The organism is Bradyrhizobium sp. (genome assembly GCF_049512235.1).
Classification (GTDB): Bacteria; Pseudomonadota; Alphaproteobacteria; order Rhizobiales; family Xanthobacteraceae; genus Bradyrhizobium.
On sequence record NZ_JBEKXH010000053.1, the window covers coordinates 1 to 22,441 of the forward strand.

The window sequence follows — 22,441 nt, forward strand, 5'->3', positions numbered from 1 at the left end:
GGTGGCCGCAATCAGGCTCACCAGCCCCGCGCCCGTGGATTCAACGACGCGCCGGACCCCGCTCGGCAGCCGGTCGATGAAAAATGCCACGCCCGGATTCTCGCGGCGGGCAACCGCGCTGGCGGCGCCGAAGAAACTCGATCCGACCATGAGGCCGCGGGCCACATCGTCGGCCCACTCGACCGGGGCATTGAACACAAACCGCAGCAATACCGAACCGCAGACCACCAGCAGGTCGGCGGCGAGAAGGATCGCAGCCGTGGCGTCGCTCAGCGCAAGCAGCGCGGCGATGGTCCGGTGGCGGCCGCTCTGCGAAGTCGCGGCACCCGCCATCCGCCCGTTCTCTCAAGCCTGGGTCGCGCGGATCATATCTACGACGGCCTTGGCCTCGGGGTGGACTTTAACGAAATTGTCGGTTTGAGGAAGCACCCGCTTGCGGAAGGCCTCCTTGTCGCATTGGATTACCGTCACGCCTTTGTCGACCAGGAGCGCGAGCGCCTCCTTCTCGACCGTGAGGCCGTGGACGCGCGTATCCGCGGCCGCCTTTGTCGCGGCATCGAGGAATCCCTCGCGCAGCTTCGGATCCATCCGGTTGAAGGTCGCATCGCTGAAGTAGACCGCCAGCGGCGAGAAGATATGCTGCGTCAGCGCGTAATTTTTCGAGGTTTCGTAGAACTTGCTGGCGAGGATCGTCGGCGGGTCATGTTCGAGCCCGTCGAGCACGCCGGCTTGCAGCGCCGAATAGATTTCACCAAATGCCAGCGGCGTCGCGGCGGCGCCCATCAGGCGCAGACATTCGGTGATGACGGGATTGGGCAGCGTTCTTATCTTCAGGCCGGCCAGATCTTCCGGCGTCTTGACGGGCTTCTTCGCAAGCACGCTGCGGGCGCCGAAATTATACGCCCATGCGATGATCCTGATATTGGCACCCTTGAGCAGAGCCTGCTCGATCGGCCTAGCGGCTCCCGCGTCGAAAGCCCTGGTCTGTTGCGGAAAGCTCGAAAACAGATAGCCAAGATCAAAAGTCCCGACCAGCGGAACCAGATTGGCCGAGATCGACGAGCCCGACACCATCAGGTCGATCACCCCCAGCTTGACGGAATTGATGACGTCGATTTCCTGGCCGAGCTGGTTGTCGGGGAAGAATGTGACTTCGACCTGTTCACCGAGCCCGTTCGCTTTCAGGTTTTTTAAGAGGTTGTCGTAATAGACGCGGCCGTTGGCATATTTGGCGTCGTTAGGCAGCGAGGACGACAATTTGAGCCTGATGGCCGCGGCCTGTGCACGCCCTGTCAAGGCAGGCGACAAGATAAGCCCCGCGGTCGCTGCCTTCGACCATTCCAGGAACACGCGGCGGCTGACGGGCGCGGGCTTCATGATGGTTCCTCCGGTACGCTTTTTTGGCTGCCGCTATTGTTGATTGGGGCTTTTCGCCATGAACTTGGTCACAAATGTATGTCTAAAGGGAAGTCCCGCGCAAGGGCGTGGCATCCGGCCGGGCCTTGGCGCTGCCGCATCGGCCTTTCGCCGATCCGGCTTTGACCGTACAATCGGGGATGCGTCGGATCTCAGCCCGGCGCATCCTCTTTCGGATTTCAGGAGCAACATGCGGACGAGCAACCTCGTCATCGGATCAGCGGCGCTCGTGATCACGGCCGCGGCGGTTATCGGCCTGCTTGGCTTTCGCAAGGTCCACAGCCTGCGGCAGCAAGGCCCGCTTCGCATCGTTTTCGAAGGCTCCGCCGATGGCCTGCAAAAGGGCGGCAGCGTCAACTTCGATGGTGTTCAGGTGGGCGAGGTCACGTCGCTCAAACTGGACAGCCCGCGCCGGATTGTCGTCCTTGCCAGGGTGGACAACAGCGCCCCGATCCGCAAGGACACCATCGTGGGACTGGAATTCCAGGGGCTCACCGGGCTGGCGGCGATATCCCTGACCGGCGGCGCGGCGGCCGCGCCGCGGGTGCCGCTGGACGCCGACGGCATTCCGACGCTGACCGCCGATCTCACTGAAATCCAATCGGTCCGCGACACCCTGCACAATGTCGACCGATTCCTCGTCAGCAACCAGGCGACGCTGAAGACTACGCTGCGCAATTTCGAGACCGACACGGCGTCGCTGGCAACCAAAAGCGAGGCCATCGACGGGATGATCCGCAAGGCCGACGACGCCTTCGACAGCTTCGACAGCATCGTCGGCAAGATCGACAGCATCGTGCCCGGCATGGCGAACGGCAGCGCCGATCAGCTGTTTCAGAAGGTCAAGTCGATTCGCGAGCTGGCGGAGAGCTTCAACAAACGCTCGGGCGCCTTGATGGAGGAAGGCCGCCATTCGCTGCAGGACATCAGTGAGGCCGCGGTCAAAGTGACCCGCAAGTTCGAGCCCGCAGGCGCAGGCGACGCTGTCCCGGCGCCGCCACGAAAGCCGGTGCAAACGCGGCCGTGAGGTTTCGTTCGATCGCCCGCCCAACGGCGGCAATGCGCCGGTTCCAATTGCCGTTACCCACGACGCGGGAAGAACACCGGAGCGATGAATAAGTTTGCACCTGCCCGGAACAAAAGCCGAGTTCCGGAATTGATTCCCTCATTTCCAATTATTTGAGCTAACGATCTGTAATAGCTGATGTATTTCCCTTGCTAAGGGAGCGGCGGCACGATTTTATGGGCCCGACAGCCGGCTCCCAGGTGCTTAACGTTCGAGCGCCATTGAGGCTTAAAGGTGACGCCATGACTGATCTCCACCCCGCCGCGCCATCGACCCGGCGCCGCAGCAAAGTCAAACCTGGCGCCAACGGCAAGCAGGATCCTTCGCAGCAATTGCTGCACGCGCTGCAGGCGATGCGCAGTGGTGACTTCTCGGTACGGATGACGGGCGACCACCTCGGGATCGAGGGAAAAATCGCCGATACCTTCAATGAAATCGTCGCGGCCAACCAGCGCATGGCACAGCAACTCGAGCGTGTCGGACAAGTTGTCGGCCGCGAAGGCAAGACCCGTCAGCGCGTCAGGTTCGGGCTGGCCTCTGGCTCCTGGGCCGACATGGAGGCTTCGGTCAATACCTTGATCGATGATCTGCTCTGGCCGACGCGTGAGGTCACCCGGGCGGTCGCCGCTGTCGCGCAGGGAGATCTGTTGCAGACGGTCCAGCTCGATGTCGACGGCCGCCCGCTGGGCGGCGAATTCCTGCAGTCGGCGACCATCGTCAACACCATGATCAAGCAGCTCAGCGTGTTCACCTCCGAAGTCACGCGCGTCGCCCGCGAGGTCGGAACGGAGGGCAAACTCGGCGGCCAGGCCCAGGTGCCCGAGGTGACCGGCGTCTGGAAGGATTTGACCGAGAGCGTCAATTCCATGGCCAACAATCTTACCGGCCAGGTTCGAAACATTGCCGAGGTCACCATCGCGGTCGCCAATGGCGACCTCTCCAAGAAAATCACCGTCGACGTCCGCGGCGAGATTCTTCAATTGAAGGAAGCCATCAACACCATGGTGGACCAGTTGCGCTCGTTTGCATCGGAAGTCACCCGCGTTGCCCGCGAGGTCGGTACCGATGGCAAGCTGGGCGGGCAGGCGATCGTGCCCGGCGTCGCCGGCACCTGGAAGGACTTGACTGATTCGGTCAATGCCATGTGCGGCAACCTGACCGCGCAGGTCCGCAATATCGCCAACGTCACTACCGCGGTTGCACGTGGCGACCTGTCGCGCAAGATCACGGTGGACGTCCGCGGCGAAATTCTGGAACTGAAGGACACCATCAATACGATGGTCGATCAGCTTAATTCATTTGCCTCGGAAGTCACCCGCGTCGCCCGTGAGGTCGGCACCGAGGGCAAGCTCGGCGGCCAGGCCCAGGTGCCCGGCGTCGCCGGCACCTGGAAGGACCTCACCGACAACGTCAATTTCATGGCGAGCAACCTCACCGCGCAGGTCCGCAACATCGCCGATGTCGCAACCGCGATCGCCGGCGGCGACCTTTCCAAGAAGATCACCGTGAACGTGTCAGGCGAAATCCTGCAGCTCAAGGAAACGCTCAATACGATGGTCGACCAGTTGAATGCGTTCGCGGGCGAAGTCACCCGGGTGGCGCGCGAGGTCGGTACCGATGGCAGGCTGGGCGGCCAGGCCAACGTGCTCGGCGTCGCCGGCACCTGGAAGGATCTGACCGAGAGCGTCAACTCGATGGCGAGCAACCTGACGGCCCAGGTTCGCAACATCGCGGAAGTGACGACCGCGGTCGCCAATGGCGACCTTTCCAAGAAGATCACGGTCGACGTCCGCGGTGAAATCCTCGAACTGAAAAACACCATCAATACCATGGTCGACCAGCTCAACGCTTTCGCCGGCGAGGTCACCCGCGTCGCGCGCGAGGTCGGGACCGAAGGCAAGCTCGGCGGCCAGGCCCTGGTGCGCGGCGTCGCCGGCACCTGGAAAGATCTGACCGACAGCGTCAACTCGATGGCCTCCAATCTGACCGGCCAGGTCCGCAACATCGCCGAGGTTGCGACCGCGGTGGCAAAGGGCGACCTGTCGAAAAAGATCACGGTCAACGTGTCGGGCGAGATCCTGCAGCTGAAGGAGACGCTGAACACCATGGTCGACCAGCTCAACGCCTTTGCCGGGGAGGTCACCCGCGTGGCGCGCGAAGTCGGCACCGACGGCAAGCTCGGCGGCCAGGCGGTGGTGCCCGGCGTGGCCGGCACCTGGAAAGACCTGACCGACAGCGTCAATTCGATGGCCGGCAACCTGACGGCCCAGGTTCGCAACATCGCCGAGGTCGCGACCGCGATCGCCGGCGGCGACCTGTCGCGCAAGATCACCGTCGACGTGCGCGGCGAAATCCTGCAGCTGAAGGAGACCCTCAATACCATGGTCGATCAGCTCAACCGCTTCGCCGGTGAGGTGACGCGCGTGGCGCGCGAGGTGGGAACCGAAGGCCGCCTTGGCGGCCAGGCCAACGTCCCGGGCGTGGCCGGCACCTGGAAGGATCTGACCGACAGCGTCAACTCGATGGCGGGCAACCTGACCGCCCAGGTCCGCAACATCGCCGAAGTCACCACCGCGGTGGCGCGCGGCGACCTGTCGCGCAAGATCACCGTGGACGTCAAGGGCGAGATTCTCGAACTCAAGAACACCATCAACACCATGGTCGACCAGCTCAACGCCTTCGCCTCGGAGGTGACACGGGTGGCGCGCGAAGTCGGCACCGAAGGCAAACTGGGCGGCCAGGCCGAAGTGCCGGAGGTCGCCGGCACCTGGAAGGACCTCACCGACAACGTCAACTTCATGGCGTCGAATTTGACCGCGCAGGTTCGCAACATCGCCGAAGTCGCGACCGCGATCGCGGGCGGCGATCTTTCGAAAAAAATCACGGTCGACGTACGCGGCGAAATCCTGCTGCTCAAGGACACCCTGAATACGATGGTTGAGCAGCTGCGCTCGTTCGCCGCCGAAGTGACGCGGGTGGCGCGTGAAGTCGGTACCGAAGGCCGGCTGGGCGGCCAGGCCGTGGTGCCCGGCGTCGGCGGCACCTGGAAAGATCTGACAGACAACGTCAATCTGCTCGCCGCCAACCTCACGACCCAGGTGCGCAACATCGCCGAAGTCACCACCGCGGTGGCGCGCGGCGACCTGTCGCGCAAGATTACCGTCGACGTCAAGGGCGAGATCCTCGAACTCAAGAATACCATCAACACCATGGTCGACCAGTTGAACGCGTTCGCGGGCGAGGTGACGCGGGTGGCGCGCGAGGTCGGCACCGAGGGCAAGCTCGGCGGACAGGCGCAGGTTCCCGGCGTGGCCGGCACCTGGAAGGACCTGACCGACACCGTGAACTTCATGGCTGCCAACCTGACCGAACAGGTGCGCGGCATCGTCAAGGTTGTGACCGCGGTCGCCAACGGCGACCTCAAACAAAATCTGACGGTGAAATCGAAGGGCGAAGTCGCAGCGCTGGCCGACACCATCAACAACATGACCGAGACGCTCGCGACATTCGCCGACCAGGTCTCGAGCGTGGCGCGCGAGGTCGGCGTCGAAGGCCGTCTCGGCGGTCAGGCCAACGTGCCCGGCGCCGCCGGAACCTGGAAGGATCTGACCGGCAACGTCAACCTGCTGGCCGCCAATCTGACATCGCAGGTGCGCGCGATCGCGGAAGTTGCGACCGCGGTGACAAAAGGCGACCTCACCCGTTCGATCCAGGTCGACGCCAGGGGCGAGGTCGCGGAGCTCAAGGACAACATCAATACGATGATCGGCAATCTGCGGCTCACCACCGACGTCAATACCGAGCAGGACTGGCTCAAGACCAACCTCGCCAGATTCACCAACATGCTGCAGGGCCAGCGCGACCTGACCACGGTCGGCCGGCTGCTGCTGACCGAACTGACGCCGCTGGTCAATGCCCATATGGGCGTCATCTATCAGGTCGAAAACGAGGACAGCCCGCAGTTGCGCCTGCTTTCAGCCTACGCCGGCGACGGCATCCATCCGCATTCGCAGATCGTGCAAATCGGCGAAGGGCTGGTCGGGCAATGCGCGATGGACAAGCGCCAGCGGCTGGTATCGGACATCCCGAGCGATGTGGCTCCGATCAATTCGGCGCTGCTGCGGGTGGTCCCGAAGAACCTCGTCGTGCTGCCGGTGCTGTTCGAGAACCAGGTCAAGGCCGTCATCGAGCTGGCTTCGGTCGGCGCCTTTACCACTTCGCAAATGACCTTTCTTGAACAACTCACCGACAGCATCGGCATCGTGCTCAACTCGATCGAGGCAACGATGCAGACGGAAGGACTGCTGAAGCAATCCCAACAGCTCGCAGGCGAGCTGCAGACCCAGCAGAAAGAGCTGCAGCAGACCAACGAGCAGCTCGAGCAGAAGGCCCAGCAGCTGGCCGAACGCAACGTCGAGGTGGAACGCAAGAACCAGGAAATCGAACAGGCGCGGCGCGCGCTGGAAGAGAAGGCGACCGAGCTTTCGCTGACATCGAAGTACAAGTCCGAATTCCTTGCCAACATGTCGCACGAGCTGCGAACGCCGCTCAACAGCATATTGATTCTGGGCCAGCAGCTCGGCGAAAATCCCGACGGCAATCTGTCGCCCAAGCAGGTCGAATTTGCCCGGACCATTCATGGCGCCGGCACTGATTTGTTGAACCTGATCAGTGACATTCTCGACCTGTCCAAGATCGAATCTGGAACCGTGACGGTGGACGCGGAGGAAATACTGACATCCAACCTGCTTGAAACCGTGGGGCGTCCGTTCCGGCACGAGGCGGAAAATCGTCAGCTGTCCTTCAACATCGAGGTCGATCCCAACCTGCCGCGCAGCATCGTCACCGACTCCAAGCGCCTGCAGCAGGTATTGAAAAATCTGTTGTCGAACGCCTTCAAGTTCACCGCCGAGGGCGGCGTGCGCCTCGGGGTTGCGGCGGCTTCGGGCGGCTGGAGCGCCGAGCATCCGGTCCTCAACCATGCGCCCGCGGTGATCGCCTTCGAGGTTTCCGATACCGGCATCGGCATTCCCTCGGAGAAGCAGAAGCTGATCTTCGAGGCATTTCAGCAGGCCGATGCCGGCACCAGCCGCAAATATGGCGGCACCGGGCTTGGGCTGGCGATCAGCCGCGAACTGGCGAGCCTGCTCGGCGGCGAAATTCATCTGCAAAGCGCGCCCGGAAAAGGCAGCACCTTCGTCCTCTATCTGCCCTTGAAGTATTCCGGGCCGACGGTGGCTCCGCGGGTCAGCGCATCGCCGCAATATAGTCCGCCGCCGGTGCCATCGGCCGCGACGCAGGAGCGCGTCATCGAGCAGTTGCCGGACGACCGGCTCAATCTCGAACCGGGCGACAGCATTCTGCTCGTCGTCGAGGACGACCCGCATTATGCGCGCGTGCTGGTCGATCTGGCCCGCGACAAGGGCTTCAAGGTTCTGGTCGCGGCTCGGGGTGCGGAGGCGCTGGACCTTGCCAAGCAGTTCCAGCCTACCGCCGTGTCGCTCGATGTCTTCCTGCCCGACATGCTGGGCTGGACGGTACTCAGCCAACTGAAGCACAATCCTCTGACGCGGCACATTCCGGTCCAGATCATCACGCTGGACGAGGACCGCCAGCACGCACTGGCGCGCGGCGCGTTCTCCTTTGTCAACAAGCCGACCACCACGGAAGGGGTCAGCGCCGCGCTGTCGCAGATCAGGGAGTACGCCAGACCCCGCCGCAAGCGTCTCCTGATCGTGGAGGACGACGTGGCGGAGCAGATGAGCATCAGAGAGCTGCTCGACCACAATGATATCGAGATCCTCACCACCGACACCGGCGCCGGAGCGCTCACCACGCTGCGGGAGAGCCCGTGCGATTGCGTGGTACTCGACCTGCGGCTGCCCGACATGAGCGGATTCGAGGTACTTGACCGCATCCGCGGCGATGCCGCGCTGTCGAACGTGCCGGTGGTGGTGTTCACCGGCCGCGAGCTTTCGGCCGAAGAGGATGCCGAGTTGCACACGATGGCCCGCAGCATCGTGGTCAAGGGCGTCGAATCGCCCGAGCGCCTGCTGGACGAGACCGCATTGTTTCTGCACCGGGTGATCACCGCGCTGCCGATCGAGAAGCAGCGCATGCTCGAAAAGCTCAACAGTTCGGACGAGGACCTGGTCGGCCGCACCGCGCTTCTGGTCGATGACGACGCCCGCAACATCTTCGCGCTATCGAGCGTGCTGGAGCGGCGGGGCATGAACGTGCTCACCGCTACGACCGGCAAGGAAGCGGTGGCGCTGGTCGAATCGAATCCCGATATTGCAATCGTGCTGATGGACATCATGATGCCGCAGATGGACGGTTATCAGACCATCGGCGCTATTCGCGAAAATCCGGTATTCCGCCGGCTTCCCATCATCGCCCTTACCGCAAAGGCCATGAAGGGAGACCGCGAGAAATGCCTCGAGGCAGGCGCTTCCGATTATCTGGCCAAACCGGTCAACACGGAGCAGTTGCTGCTGGCGATACGCTTGTGGCTACATCGCTGACCGGTGCATTCGATGACGGACCATGAAAAGGTAAATATCCTTTTGGTCGATGATCAGCCGGCCAAGCTGCTCGCCTACGAGGTCATTCTCAAGGAGCTTGGTGAAAATCTCGTCTTCACCGCCTCGGGCCGGGAAGCGCTCGAATACCTGCTCAGAAACGAAGTTGCGGTTATCCTGGTCGACGTTTGCATGCCGGAACTGGATGGCTTCGAATTGGCTGCCATGATCCGCGAGCACCCCCGATTCCAGAATACGGCGATGATCTTCATCTCCGCCATTCAGGTCAGCGATCTGGACCGCCTTCGCGGCTATGCGATGGGGGCGGTGGACTACGTTCCGGTGCCGGTGATTCCCGAGGTATTGCGGGCCAAGATCAGGGTGTTCGCCGAGCTCTATCGCAAGAGCCGGCAGCTGGAACGGTTCAACGCCGAGCTGGAAAACCGCGTCAGAGCGCGCACGGCGGAGCTGCAGGAATCCAATGCGAGGCTGATGGAAAGCGAACAGCGCCGTAGCCTGGCGCTGGCGGCAGGCAGTATGGGTTCCTGGGACTGGGACTGGGTCAGCGGGGACTGCATGTGGGACGCTGGACAATTCCGCATTTTCGGGGTCGATCCGAAAAACTTCGTGGTAACGCCGGCAAGCGTTCAGGCCTTGCTTCATCCGGATGATATTGACGAATTGCGTCAGGCCATCGCGCAGTTCGCCAAGGGCGCGAGGTCATATGAAGTGGAATTCCGCATCAACCGGCCGGACGGCGAAATTCGCTGGTGTGTCGGCACGGCCGCCGCAACCACCGACAAATCAGGCCGTGTGGTGCGCGTCAGCGGCGTCACCGTCGATATCACCGAACGCAAGCGCGCCGAAGAGCGCCAGACCCTACTGGCTCGGGAAGTTGATCACCGCGCCAAGAACGCGCTGGCGTTGGCGCAGTCCATTGTCCGGCTGACGCGAGGCGAAACCGTAAAGGCCTATATTCGTGCCGTGGAGGGTCGGATCAGCGCCCTGGCGCGGGTCCACACCATCCTATCGCTGTCGAGCTGGCAGGGCGCGGAAATCGGCAAGCTGGTCGATGAGGAACTCGCCCCCTATGCGACCGGCGATCAGATCGCTTTGCACGGCACCGATATCCGGCTGCAGCCCGCGACCGCGCAAACGCTGGCGCTGGCGCTGCACGAGCTGGTCACCAATTCGGCGAAGTACGGCGCCCTGTCAACGCGAGCCGGCCGCCTTTCCCTCAACTGGGATATCCAGGACGATATCTTGCACATGCTGTGGGAAGAGAAAGACGGCCCGCTGGTCGAGAAGCCTGCAACGCGCGGCTTCGGAACCAGAAGCGTGATCGCCAGCATCGAGTCGCAACTCGGAGGACAGGCCGAGTTCGACTGGCGCTCCGAAGGCCTGATATGCCGGCTGTCCGTTCCCCTGACGCCGGATGTCGCAACACCGGAAACGGGCAATCGGCAAACTCTGGCCGTCAACGGCAACCGCCTGGGCTAGTGTTCGACAGCCTGCGAACTTACCGCTCGACGAAGGCGCGCCCGAGCTGCTCCATGATCGGCTTGAACAGGTAGCTCAGCATGGTCCGGCTGCCGGTCTGCATGAAGACCTCCGCGGGCATGCCCGAGACGAGCTGCTCGCCAGCCAGCCGGCGGCGTTCTTCCTCGGGTAGCGTCACCCTGACGGTATAGAAGGGCGGAGCGTTCGCTTGATCGTGGCTGATGTCGGCCGATATATAAGCTACCTCACCGGCGACCTGCGGCGTCACCCGCGCATTGAAGGCCGAGAAGCGGACGAAGGCCTTCTGGCCGGTGCGTACCTGATCGATATCCTTGGGATCGAGCTTCGCCTCGATCTGCAAGTCGTCGGAATCGGGCACGATTTCCATGATCGTATCGCCGGCCTTTACGACGCCCCCGATGGTGTGGGCAGCGAGCTGGTGGACCAGTCCCGACGTCGGTGCGCGGACTTCGATCCGATCGATGACATCCTGGGCGGAGACGGCTTTCTGCACGAGTTCGGCTTCCTTGCCCTGGGTTTCGCTGAGATCCTTCACGACCTCGTTACGAAAGTCCTGATCCAGCTTGACGATCTGCAACTGCGCCTCGCCGATCTTTGATTTTGTCTCGGCGATGGTCGACGTCAATTGCCCGCGTTCGCCTTCAATGCGCGCGCGGTCGCGCTGCAAGGTCGTCAGCCGGGTCAGCGGAACGAGGCGCTTGTCGTACAGTTCCTGGACGCCTGCCAGTTCACTGGTAATCAGGTCGAGCTCCTTTCCCTTGGACTCGACCTGGGAATCCAGGCCTGAAATCTCCTGGCCGAGTTGCGAGACCTTGCTCTGCGAGAGGTCCTTCTGGCTTCGAAACACATTGGCGCGGGCCTTGAAAAGCGACTCCTCCGATGCCATCAGCGATTTGATTTCACTGTTGTTCAGGCGCCCCGCCAATTCAGCCGGAACCTCCGGTTCGGGCAGGCCGTCGCGCTCGGCAACCAGTCGCGCAATCCGCACCCGTGCTTCATCGAGCTGCTTGCTCACGGTCTGCAGGTTGGCCTGCGCCTGGGTGGCATCGAGCCGCACCAGCAAGTCGCCGGCGTTTACCCGCATGCCGTTATGGACAGCGATCTCCGCCACCACTCCGCCGGTCGGGTGCTGGATGCTCTTGACGTTCGATTGAACTACCAGCGTACCGGGAACCACGACCGCGCCCGCCAAGGGCACGAAGGTGAGCCAGCCACCGCCCAATACCGTGGCAATGATGAGAACCCGAAGCCCCCTCCGCAACTCGTTCTCGAAGGCGCGTCCGGTCCGTGACGTCAGGCTCTCACCCGGCACATTATCATTGTCGGCCAAGGCGTCGCGATGCACGAGAAAGGAAACGCCGGCGATCACGGAGTTGCGGCCCTTGCCGATCAACCGACCGAAGGTGGTTTCGGGCTGCACCCCGCGGACCCGCGCCGGAAGATTGACCCCGGGAGCAGCAGGCGTCGATTGATGTTCAGGGGGCGCCGATGGACCGTTGATGGTTGCCGCCGGTGGACGGTCGTTGCCCACTTTCGGGGGCTGCCGGACCGCTCTCCTCCCATTCCCCGGTCCCGGGTTAAGCGGGGCTTTCCGGAGTTGGCGCGGCGGCATCTCAATGTCCGGCTCGCGCCGCTGCACGCCTGTCGGCGCGATGGGCACGGGCGCGTTCAATCCAAATTGTTCGAGACAGACATCAATGGCCCGCCCGATCGTGCCTTTTCGCTTCGGCTTGCGCTGCCGCTTGGATCCGGCCGAATTCACGCGATCGCGGGACGGACGGACGCGGTCGCGGGAAGCATGGCGCGCCTGCGCTCTATGCGGGTCCTCTTGATCGAAGGCCTCCCGGAGCCGCTGCAATTCGAGAATCAGCGCCTTGCCTTGCGGGCCTGCTGCCTGGCTGCGCGGCTCACCGATAAAGCGCAACTCGGCCTCATCATCATAAGGTGTAAGGTCTTTCGGTTTCATGAGCGGGCCCTCTCGGCAATTGGCGCGCGGCGCGCTGCCCTGGCAATTGGCGCCGCCGCGGCTTGCGGTGGCGCCGCGGCCCGTGGCGGCGCCGCGGCTCGTGGCTGCGCCGCGACTCGTGGCGGCGCCGAGGCTTGCGGCGGCGCCCCAACTTTCGGTGCCGCTGCAACTTGGGACGCTGCTGCCACTTGCGGGGCCCCTTGCGTTGGTGCCGCAACCTGTGGCGCCCCGGAGCGAACACGCGCAAATACCTCTTGGCTCGGGCCGAACGCGATCACCTTACCGTCGTAGAGCACCATCGCCATATTCAGCGCGGCCAGTGCGCTGGGGCGGTGCGATATGACGATGACGATGCATTTCAGGTGACGCAGGATCGCGATGGCGCGGGTCAAAGCGTTCTCACCTTCGGCATCCAGATTGGCATTGGGCTCATCGAGCACGATCAGGAACGGGTCGCCGAACACCGCTCGCGCAAGTCCCACTCGCTGCCGCTGTCCCGCCGACAGCGACATGCCGCCCTCGCCGATTCGGGTCGCGTATCCCTCGGGCAAGCGCAAGATGATGTCGTGAACGCCCGCGATCTGCGCGGCCTTCAGGATGGCGTCGGAGGTCGCCTCAGTATCGAAACGACAGATGTTTTCGGCGACGGTGCCGTCGAACAGCGCGACATCCTGAGGCAGATAGCCAACATAGCGGCCGAGATCCTCGTTTCGCCATTGATCGAGCGCGGCGCCATCGAGCCGCACCACGCCTTGCTGGCTCGGCCAGATTCCGACCAGCGCCTTCGAGAGCGACGTCTTGCCCGACGCACTCGCACCAAGCAGGGCCAGTCCAGTGCCGGCTGTGAGGGTAAAGGAAATATTCGAAACCAGCGGCCTTGCCGTACCGGGTGCGGCGACCGAAAGATCCTGTACCGAAAACTCGCGGCTGGGACGCGGCAACACCACCGGCGGCGCAGCAGGCTTCGCGGTAACCTTGCAGATATCGCGAAGGCGCAGGAGGCTCTGACGGGCGGCGATCAGCTGCTTCCAGGTGCCGAGCGCAACCTCAACAGGCGCCAGAGCGCGGCCCATCAGGATCGACGAAGCGATCATGATGCCGCCCGACCCCTTGTCGGAGACCACCAGATACGCCCCCATGCCCAACATCCCCGATTGCAGCACGAAGCGCATCACTTTTGCACCGGAGCCGAGATTGGCAGACACGTCGGTGGCGCGGACGTTCTCGCGCAAATAGCGCTCATTGGCCTGCGACCAGCGCACGGTGAAGCGATCCATCATGCCAAGCGCCCGAATGACCTCGGCGTTGCGTTGCGTGGCATCGGCCAGCACCTGGCGCTGGGCGCTGGTCTCCATCGCAGCCTTGGCCGCACCTTTCGACAGGCGCTCGGTCAAAAGCGTCATCGAGATGATCGAAAGCGTTCCGATCACGGCGGTCAAGCCGATCAACGGATGAAACAGAAACAGCCCTATGAGGAAGATCGGAATCCAGGGCATGTCCAGGAACGCCGTCGGCCCCATGCTCGACATGAACGCACGCACCTGGTCCAGATCGCGCAAAGGTTGCTGCATCAGCACGGGTTTGACGCCGCGAAGCGGCAGAGTGGCAAGCGCCGTGTGGATCGATTCCTGCAGGCCGGCGTCGAACATTGTCGCCACCCGGCACAACATGCGCGAGCGCAGGGCGTCGAAATATCCCTGCGCCAGGTAGGCCACCAGCACCATCAGCGAGAGGCCCACCAAGGTCGCGAGATTGCGGCTCGGAAGCACCCGATCATAAACCTGCAACATATAAAGAGAACCCGACAGCGCCAGGAGATTGATCACGCCGCTGAACACGGCGATGCCGACCATGCGCCGCGCGCTCTCGCGCAGCCGCAGTCCCACCAGATCCTCGGGCCCGTCGGGGGACAAGAAACTTGCTATCCCGGCTATCCCGGGCGACGGCATTTTTTGCGGATGACTCCGAGCAGCACTCATGCAGTTCGCTTTCCCTCAAGGCACCGATGGCCATCGGCGACCGCAGCGTTCCTGACAGGCGATCCGGACCATTTTCTGGCGACAATGCGACCAGCGCCGATTCTGTCGACGACGGGGCCGGCCCGCCGGCGCCCGAACACGGCGCGAGATTCCTAATGATCAGTGGTCAGAGGCGGCGTGCGCCGCGCGCGAAATCGGCGGCGGTGATGCCCTCGTGATCGACGGCACGGGTATCTCAAGAAGCGCGCTGCCATCCACGCCGTGAATTTGGCATCATGAATTCGTCCGCCTATCACCTTGCTTCCGCGCCTATTGGCCCCGTTGTCGGCAAATTGGCGCCACGAAGGTAAACGATTGTTCACTCCGCAGAAAGCGCAGCGCTTATCGATACAATCGCTGAATGAGGGGAAAAAATGGCTCAAGCTCACCATGAGGCTGTCAGGGCGCTGGCAGCAACCGGCCGACGGCAATCGACCTGCACCGTTGGAAAGCTCCCGGGTTGCAGCAACACGGTCACCACGTCCTCCAACAATGACGCACCGGTATGTCTTCCAGAGGCGCTTCGCATCCCTCGGACTTTGGAAGTCAGGCGGATAATTCAACTCAGCCGGTCCTGCTGATCGAATTATCGACGAGCAATGCGGCCGGTTGTCCGCATGGGAGAGGCATTTTTCGCCGATTTCGGTGAAACGCTTTGGGGGGCGGGGAATTGTTGGGCGGCAATAACGGCTTTCGCGGAAATTTTGCGCGCGCCAGAGTTGGTGGCCGCGTGGTGGGCAGCTGGCCTGCGACCTACAACATTCACCTGACCCTGATGCGTCGGATCGATGACGCAAATTGCGGCCCAATGGCGCGCCGCCTCGATACCCACAGTCCATACGATGTTGCGATCAGGACCGGCGTGTTCTTGCGGGTAGCGGCTTTCGATCACCATCCAATCAGACACACCCGGCACGTCCGGCCGATCCGTCTTGAGGTGGCGTAATGGGTAAGACTTGCGAGGTCATCCTGAACAACGAGCGCTACCTGGCCAATCGCGGCGACCTCGTGCTCGACTGGGCGCTGATGAACGGGATCGACCTGCCGCACGACTGCCGCAGCGGGATTTGCGGCGCCTGCAAGGTGCGCCTCGTTGAAGGCAGGGTCTATGGCGGCCAGCAGCATGGTGACGACATGATCCACGCCTGCCAGGCGCGGATCGTCTCCGACCTCGAGATCGTCACCGAACCGGTCCCCGATACGGTCTCGATGTCGGCGCGGGTGTCCGACATGACGCGTCTCGCGGCCGACGTGATCGGAGTCGAAGTGACGTTGCCGAAGCCGCTGCACTACCTTGCCGGTCAGTACGCCAATCTGCAATTCCGCGGCTTTCCGACAAGAAGTTACAGCCCCAGCTATCCGCTGGAAGGCCATGCGGATGACCGGATTCTGAACTTTCACATCCGCGTCATTCCCGATGGACTGGTCTCGTCCGCACTGGGTCGCGAAATCCGGGTTGGCCATCGCGTCAAGGTAACGGCGCCGCTCGGCAGTGCCTTCTTCAGACCGGATCATCCCGGTCGTATCGTTATGGTCGGCGGCGGCACCGGTTTCGCGCCGATGTGGTCGATTGCGGTGGCCGCGATCATGGAACGCCCGAAGCGCGAGATGGTGATCATCGTGGGGGCGAGACAGATTCAATCCCTCTATATGCATTCAGCCCTGTGCCGGCTGGCGCCATTTCCCAACGTGACCATCATTCCGGTGGTCTCGGAACCGCAGAACGTCTCGCCTGCGGTCCGTGTTGGACTGCCGACCGAACATATCCCGCCGCTGACGGCGAACGATGTGGTTTATACCTGCGGCGCACCACCCATGACCGAAGCAGTGGCGAAGATCGCACGGACCGCCGGCGCCCGCTGCTACTCCGACCCGTTCGAGTCGAACCACAAGCCGGGCGATCAGATACCCCTGATGGATCGCCTGTCGGGTTGGCTGAACAATCCGCAGAGCCGTCGGACCCCGACCACCCCGCAGCTCGCACCGCAACAGGCGCGACCGGTACGGCGGATGCAACCGGCGCAAGCCGGATTGAGGGGCGCTCGCGCAGGCTGAGTTCGGCAGCCATCGCCGTCGGTGACGGCTTGGCGACCCCGGATGAGTGCCAAGCAGTTCAGCGCCGCAGCTTCAATCGTAGACGAACGCGGCGTCGTCGAGATCAATCGCGGGAAACTCGTCCTTCTCGGCCCAGTAATCCTGGCTGTGCTGCCATTCCGGCTTGTCGCCGCGCCTGGGTAAGAGATGCATGTCGCGCATGATATAGCCGGGATTGAAATTCTCCGGATCGATCCATGATTGCAGCGGCATGTCCCGGTCCTGCGGCCGCAATGCCGGCACGACCTTGTTCGCTCCCTTGCGCTTCATGTGCGCGAGCAGGCGACAGACAAAATCCGCCACCAGATCGGCCCGCAGCGTCCAGCTGGCCCGGAAATATCCGAACACCCAGACCATGTTCGGCACCCCGGTGAACATCATGCCGCGATAGGTGACGGATTGCGCGAAATCGAGCGGCTTGCCGTCAACCGTGAACGCGATGTCGCCGAGCACATTGAGATTGAAGCCGGTCGCGGTGATGATGATGTCGGCATCGAGCATCCTGCCTGATTTCAGCAGGATGCCTTGTTCGCAAAATTGCTCGATCTCGTCGGTGACGACGGACGCCTTGCCGCTCTTGATGCCCTGGAACAGGTCGGCCTCGGGCACAAAGGCAATGCGCTGCCGCCACGGCCGGTATTTCGGAGTGAAATGGGTCTCGATGTCGTAGTCGGGACCGAGCACCGCGCGGATGCCGTCGAGCAAGTCCTTCTTGACCGCTTCCGGCTTCTCGAACGAAAGGCGGGTAAAGGTGGCCTGATCGTAGAGGATCTTGCGGCACAATCTCGTGGATCCATTCCTCCTTGACCTGAAGCTGCCGCAGCGTCTCGGCCAGCTCGATGGCATTGCGGCCGGTCCTGAAATAGGTCGGCGACCGCTGCAGCATGGTGACGTGGCCGCATTGGTCGGCGATCGCGGGGATCAGGGTCGCAGCCGTCGCACCCGAGCCAATCACGATGACCTTTTTGCCACCGATGTCGAGATCATCAGGCCATGCTTGCGGATGGACGATGCGGCCCTTGAAGGTTTCCATCCCCTGCCATTGCGGCGTATAGCCTTGCGAATGCCGGTAATAGCCCTGGCACATCCAGAGGAAATTGGCGGTGAAGCTCACAGCCTCGCCGCTGTCGGTCCTGACCGCCTCGATGGTCCAAAGATGTGTTGTACTCGACCAGCTGGCCGAGGAAATCCGGTGCAGGTAACGGATATGCGGCTCAAGGCCGTTTTCGGCGATCACCTCGCCCATATAGGAGAGTATTTCCGCGGCGGTCGCGATCGGCGCCGAGGTCCAGGGCTTGAAGCGATAGCCGAAGGTGTGAAGATCGCTATCGGAGCGGATGCCGGGATAACGGTGGGTGAGCCAGGTGCCGCCAAAGCTTTCCTGACTTTCGAGCACCACAAAGCTCGTGCCTGGAAGCTGCGCCGTCAGGTGATAGGCGCTGCCGATGCCGGAAATACCGGCACCGACGATCAGGACGTCAAAATGCTCGGCTGATCGGGCAGCGGAAGTGGCACGGGTTATCGTTGCGGTCGCGGTCATGGTTTTTTCTTGCTTCTCGTTGGGCCACGTCATTCGCGGACTGATGCTTCATGGCCTGATCGGCCTGCGAAGGTCAATTGCCTGAAGTACCAAGCGACAGTGCAACTGACCCGGCCTCAGAGCGCAAAACCCCACTGCTTCGCCGTCTGAACGATCCAGTCGCGGTAGAGCGTGAGCGGCGTAACGCCGGTCAGGCCGCCACAGCCGTCACTGCCGTTCGGCCCGGTCGACCAGCTGATGACGCCGATGATGGCGGGGCCGCCCTGCCGGTCCTCAAACACCGGCCCGCCGGAATCCCCGGTACAGGCGCCGAGCCCGGCGCGGGTGCCCTGCCCGAGCGGATCGACCAGCCTGATCTGCAACGTTCCCGGGCGGCCGGTCGCAACCAGGGAGGCCGCGCGAATGGTCCCGGCGCTTTCGCCTGCGCCGCGGATGGTGACGCCGATACCGGCGATGGTAAACCGGCTGCCGGCAACCAGCGGAAGCTGTGGCATGCCGAGAATGGCGGGATTCTTGCCCTGCGGCGGCGCTTCAAGCCGCAGCAACGCCACGTCTGATGTGGCGCGATGCGCCAGCATCGCCTGCATGTTGAAGGATGGGTGGATGGCGACGGCTGTGACCTCTCGCAGCTGCGCCTGCTTGTCCGCGCCGTATTCGACGATTTTGTAGGTCGCACCTCTCTGCACGCAATGCGCCACCGTCAGCACCAGGCGGGGTGCAATCAAGGCGCCGCTGCAGAAGTTGCCGCGCGAGCCGACGATGGTGACCACCGCGCGGCCGATGCCCTCGGCCGACGGCGTGCCGCCGCCGACGATCGCATCAGCGGGCGCGCAAAACAGCGACGCCGACAGCGCCATGGCCGGGGTCAGGATGCTTCTCATAAGGGAAGCCATAGCCTGCAAACCCACTGGGCGCCAAGGGGACGCCTGCCCGCTGGTCGAGGTCAGCCCGCTATGTTAGCCGTCTTGCAAATTGGCAATGACGGGACGGGAAACGATGCCTGAGGCGGTGATCTGGGATTTTGGCGGGGTGCTGACGTCATCGCCATTCGAGGCCTTTGCGCGTTTCGAGCACGAGCGCGGGCTGCCCGCCAATATCATCCGGCGCACCAACGCCCATAACCACTGGGACAATGCCTGGGCGAGATTCGAGCGCGCCGAGATCGATCTGGAAACCTTCGATTCCTTGTTCGCAGCCGAATCGCTGGCGCTGGGCGCGGAGGTTCGCGGCCGGGACGTCTTGCCGCTGCTCTCCGGCGACCTGCGGCCCGAAATGGTCGAGGCGCTCAAACGCGTGAAATCCACGCTCAAGACCGGTTGCATCACCAACAACCTGCCCGCCAACGCGATCGGCAGCGCGACCGGCCGGTCGCTCTATATCGCGGAAGTGATGGTGCTGTTCGACCACGTCATCGAGTCGGCCAAGATCGGCTTGAGGAAGCCAGACCCGCGCATCTACCGCATGATGGTCGAAGCGCTCGGCGTCGATCCCAGGGCCTGCGTTTACCTCGACGATCTCGGCGTCAATCTCAAACCGGCGCGCGAGATGGGCATGACCACCATCAAGGTGGTCGATGCGCAGCAAGCCATCGCAGAACTCGAGGCGGTTACCGGGTTGGCGCTGCGCGATGCGTCACGACGCCTGATGTGATTCGAATTTCGAAATCCCTGACTAGAAGAACAGTACGTCTTCTGCTTCCGTCTTGGGCGCGTCCATGGCAGATCTCGACGGCTTGTGCGGGATGCCGAACAGGTCGCAATGCCTGATATGGACTTCGCGCTCCGCTCCCATCGTATATTGAAGATACAGTTCGTCGAACGGCTCGCCCGCTTCACGGGCATCCTCTGGCGACACCAGATCGCGATGGCGCTGTTCGAGGCGACCGGCGATGGTCGGAAGCACGGCGACCTTCTCAGACAACCCGACCATGGTGGCGACGGCGCCTGTCATCAGCGCCTCGAATTTGACGCTCTCGCGCGTCAGGTGGTCCATCAGCTGAAGAAGCTTGCCGTTGCCGTGCCGGATTTCCTCGACCGCCCGCGCGATCGATCCTTCAAGTCCGGCAAGTTCCCGCGACTTCTCCTCCGAACGCAGGCTCCTCAGGCTGTCGGCCGATCGCCCGATCTCGGCCAGAACCGGCTCCAGCAGCTTCGCCGCCGCTGAAATGCGGTCGGCCGTCTGCTGGAGCTCATTGGCTATCACCACGAATGTGGAGCCTTTGGCGCCGAGATGGCCGGCCTTGAGGCCAGCGTTCATCCCGATCAGGGTGATGTCGACGATGGTTTCGCCGAGCGCCGAAATGGCGATACGAAATTCTCCCAGCACCTGTTCCAGCGCCGCGATCGAAGTGTCGACCGCGGCTTTAGCCTGCCCGCATGCCGAGATCAGGACGGAAGCCTCGGCGAGCCTCTGCTTCATGATGGCAAGAAACGAAGCCATGTTGTCATTCTTGCCGCCATATAGCGAATTTCCGTGCCCGACGGCCGCGATGGAATCGGCGGACAGCTGCGCCAGCGAACGATTGACCTTGCCGATGTCGGCATCGAACTCCGACACCGTGTTTTTCAGCTGGGCGGCCTGCAGCAGACAGATCAGGGGGCCGGCCGAACGCGTCAAGCCGCGATCCGGACCTGCCAGCTTCCGCAACCCGGCGCGGATATGTTCAAGCCTTTGCCGTGTACTGTCGCCGGCCTGCAGGGAAATAATCGCGACACCGACTGCCTCGCCGATCTTCGAGGTACCTGCCTTCGCCAGTTTGGCGACTTCGACGCCCCGCAGTTGCAGGTGCTTGATTTCCGAAAATGTTGAGATCAGTCCGTCGCTGACCGAAAGCAGCTGCCCGCGGTACTGCCTCTCGAATTGCTGCTGCCCGGTCAGCGCCGCGCCGATCGCAACCGCCAGCTGTTGCTGCTCCTTCGCGCAGGCCACGATCGAGGATTGGACCGCCGCCACCAGGTCGGATGCTTCCCTGGTAAAGCTCAGGAAATCGTCGCGATTGCCTGCCAGCGAGGCGGCTTCGATCCTCGAGCTGCGCGCGATCACCGTGATCAAATGAATATGCTGGAGGAGGTGCTTGAGCAATGTGGAAGCGTTCGCCGCGCTGGCGCCGATGGCAGCCAGCAACGCCGTCTCGGCAGGCAGGGCCTCGGCCAGTCCGCGCAGCCGCGTTGCCACATCCTGAAAGACGACCGAGGCGCCTTCAATCTTCGCGCCGGACAGCTCGTTCGACAGCGATTCCAGGCCGGAATTCAACCCCGCGAAGATGCCGTGAGCCGCCCCCAAATGACCGCCCACCTCCGCGAACACCCGTTCGATACGACCTTCCACCTGCTCGATGGCGCTGATCGCCTCCGCGGCTACGTCCGGCTGGCAGGCGATCGTCATCTGTTCATCCGGCCGGCGCAGCAAGGCGGACATCCTGCCATAGCAGAATTTCCTTCGGAATCTGGGTAAGTGAAACCACCTTCTCCACCGCGCCGCACGCGATCGCTTCCTTGGGCATCCCGAACACGACGCAGCTTTCCTCATCCTGGGCACGCGTCGCCGCGCCGAGCTTGCGCATTTCGAGCAGCCCCCTGGCGCCATCGTCTCCCATGCCGGTCATGATGATCCCCAGTGCATTGCGGCCCGCATATTGCGCCGCCGAGCGGAACAGAACGTCGGCCGAAGGGCGATGCCGCGACACCGGGGGCCCGTCCTTGATGACGATATGATAGCGCTGGCCGGTTCGCTGCAGCAGCATATGACGGCCGCCGGGGGCAATATAGACGCCGCCCTGGACGACGACATCGCCATCCTCGGCCTCCTTGACGTCGACCTCGCAAAGGCTGTTGAGGCGCTTGGCGAATGCCGCCGTGAAGCCGCCGGGCATATGCTGCACAATGAGAATGCCGGGACACCGGCGCGGCAGCACCTCCAGCACCTCCCGGAGCGCTTCGGTGCCACCGGTGGAGACACCGATGCAGACGATGCGCTCGGTGACCGGACTGGCGCGGCCCTGGACCGGCGGTGGCATGATGACATCCGCGGTCAGTTTCTGCTCGATGATCGTCCGCGGCGCTCTACCGCTGCGCACGCGCACGCGCGCGCGCGCGGCAGCCTTGACCGCATCGCGCAGCCGCGCCGAGGATTCCTGCAACGCCTGCCGGCTGTCGGCGCGCGGCTTCGGCAGAATATCGACGGCGCCCGCCTCGAAGGCCTCGAACATCAGGTCGGAGCCTTCCTCCGTCAGCGTCGAGCAGATGATGACGGGAATCGGGTGCTGCGCCATGATCTTGCGCAGAAACGTGATCCCGTCCA

13 protein-coding genes and 1 pseudogene are annotated in these 22,441 nt (G+C 63.1%); 5 read left to right on the forward strand and 9 right to left on the reverse strand.

Annotated features, from left to right (window positions below; genetic code table 11):
- Together ABSG20_RS07455 and ABSG20_RS07460 are read right to left on the reverse strand one after the other, a co-directional pair.
- A partial coding sequence (locus ABSG20_RS07455; RefSeq protein ID WP_423863857.1) for a TRAP transporter small permease occupies positions 1-333 on the reverse strand: 333 nt, incomplete at its 3' end.
- Positions 334-345: 12 nt separating this feature from the next.
- Positions 346-1,377: a TRAP transporter substrate-binding protein gene (locus ABSG20_RS07460; protein WP_423863858.1), complete on the reverse strand. Its 1,032-nt coding sequence runs from the start codon at positions 1,375-1,377 to the stop codon at positions 346-348.
- 229 nt (positions 1,378-1,606) lie between these two features.
- Here ABSG20_RS07460 and ABSG20_RS07465 point away from each other — a divergent pair, with 229 nt between their 5' ends.
- From ABSG20_RS07465 to ABSG20_RS07475, 3 genes are all read left to right on the forward strand, one after another.
- A complete protein-coding gene (locus ABSG20_RS07465; RefSeq protein ID WP_423863859.1) occupies positions 1,607-2,443 on the forward strand; it encodes an MlaD family protein in 837 nt (278 codons plus the stop codon).
- 281 nt (positions 2,444-2,724) lie between these two features.
- Positions 2,725-9,006, forward strand: coding sequence for a HAMP domain-containing protein (locus ABSG20_RS07470; RefSeq protein WP_423863860.1), 6,282 nt, complete (start codon positions 2,725-2,727; stop codon positions 9,004-9,006).
- A gap of 12 nt (positions 9,007-9,018) precedes the next feature.
- On the forward strand, positions 9,019-10,503 hold the full coding sequence (locus tag ABSG20_RS07475) for an HWE histidine kinase domain-containing protein (protein ID WP_423863861.1): 1,485 nt from the start codon (positions 9,019-9,021) through the stop codon (positions 10,501-10,503).
- Positions 10,504-10,522: 19 nt separating this feature from the next.
- On the opposite strand, the gene ABSG20_RS07480 is transcribed toward ABSG20_RS07475, so the two are convergent.
- The 3 genes from ABSG20_RS07480 to ABSG20_RS07490 form a co-directional block, all read right to left on the reverse strand.
- Complete coding sequence (locus ABSG20_RS07480; protein ID WP_423863862.1) at positions 10,523-12,490, reverse strand: HlyD family type I secretion periplasmic adaptor subunit; 1,968 nt, start codon at positions 12,488-12,490, stop codon at positions 10,523-10,525.
- Positions 12,487-14,439 carry a type I secretion system permease/ATPase gene (locus ABSG20_RS07485; RefSeq protein WP_423863869.1) on the reverse strand — a complete coding sequence of 651 codons (1,953 nt, stop codon included), beginning with the start codon at positions 14,437-14,439 and terminating at the stop codon, positions 12,487-12,489. Before ABSG20_RS07485 ends, ABSG20_RS07480 begins: the two co-directional genes overlap by 4 nt.
- Before the next feature lie 655 nt (positions 14,440-15,094).
- Positions 15,095-15,403 (reverse strand): hypothetical protein, encoded by a 309-nt coding sequence (locus ABSG20_RS07490; RefSeq protein WP_423863863.1) that lies wholly within the window; start codon positions 15,401-15,403, stop codon positions 15,095-15,097.
- Between the two features lie 50 nt (positions 15,404-15,453).
- Between ABSG20_RS07490 and ABSG20_RS07495 the strand changes: the two genes are divergently transcribed.
- Positions 15,454-16,563: a 2Fe-2S iron-sulfur cluster-binding protein gene (locus ABSG20_RS07495; RefSeq protein WP_423863864.1), complete on the forward strand. Its 1,110-nt coding sequence runs from the start codon at positions 15,454-15,456 to the stop codon at positions 16,561-16,563.
- A gap of 72 nt (positions 16,564-16,635) precedes the next feature.
- Here the strand turns inward: ABSG20_RS07495 and ABSG20_RS07500 are convergent.
- Together ABSG20_RS07500 and ABSG20_RS07505 are read right to left on the reverse strand one after the other, a co-directional pair.
- Positions 16,636-18,142 (reverse strand): annotated as a pseudogene (locus ABSG20_RS07500) (flavin-containing monooxygenase).
- 116 nt (positions 18,143-18,258) lie between these two features.
- Positions 18,259-19,023 (reverse strand): S1 family peptidase, encoded by a 765-nt coding sequence (locus ABSG20_RS07505; protein WP_423863865.1) that lies wholly within the window; start codon positions 19,021-19,023, stop codon positions 18,259-18,261.
- Positions 19,024-19,138: 115 nt separating this feature from the next.
- Here ABSG20_RS07505 and ABSG20_RS07510 point away from each other — a divergent pair, with 115 nt between their 5' ends.
- On the forward strand, positions 19,139-19,792 hold the full coding sequence (locus tag ABSG20_RS07510) for an HAD-IA family hydrolase (protein WP_423863866.1): 654 nt from the start codon (positions 19,139-19,141) through the stop codon (positions 19,790-19,792).
- Between the two features lie 21 nt (positions 19,793-19,813).
- Here ABSG20_RS07510 and ABSG20_RS07515 read toward each other — a convergent pair whose 3' ends face one another.
- Positions 19,814-21,526: a methyl-accepting chemotaxis protein gene (locus ABSG20_RS07515; protein WP_423863867.1), complete on the reverse strand. Its 1,713-nt coding sequence runs from the start codon at positions 21,524-21,526 to the stop codon at positions 19,814-19,816.
- 4 nt (positions 21,527-21,530) lie between these two features.
- A partial coding sequence (locus ABSG20_RS07520) for a protein-glutamate methylesterase/protein-glutamine glutaminase (protein WP_423863868.1) occupies positions 21,531-22,441 on the reverse strand: 911 nt, incomplete at its 5' end.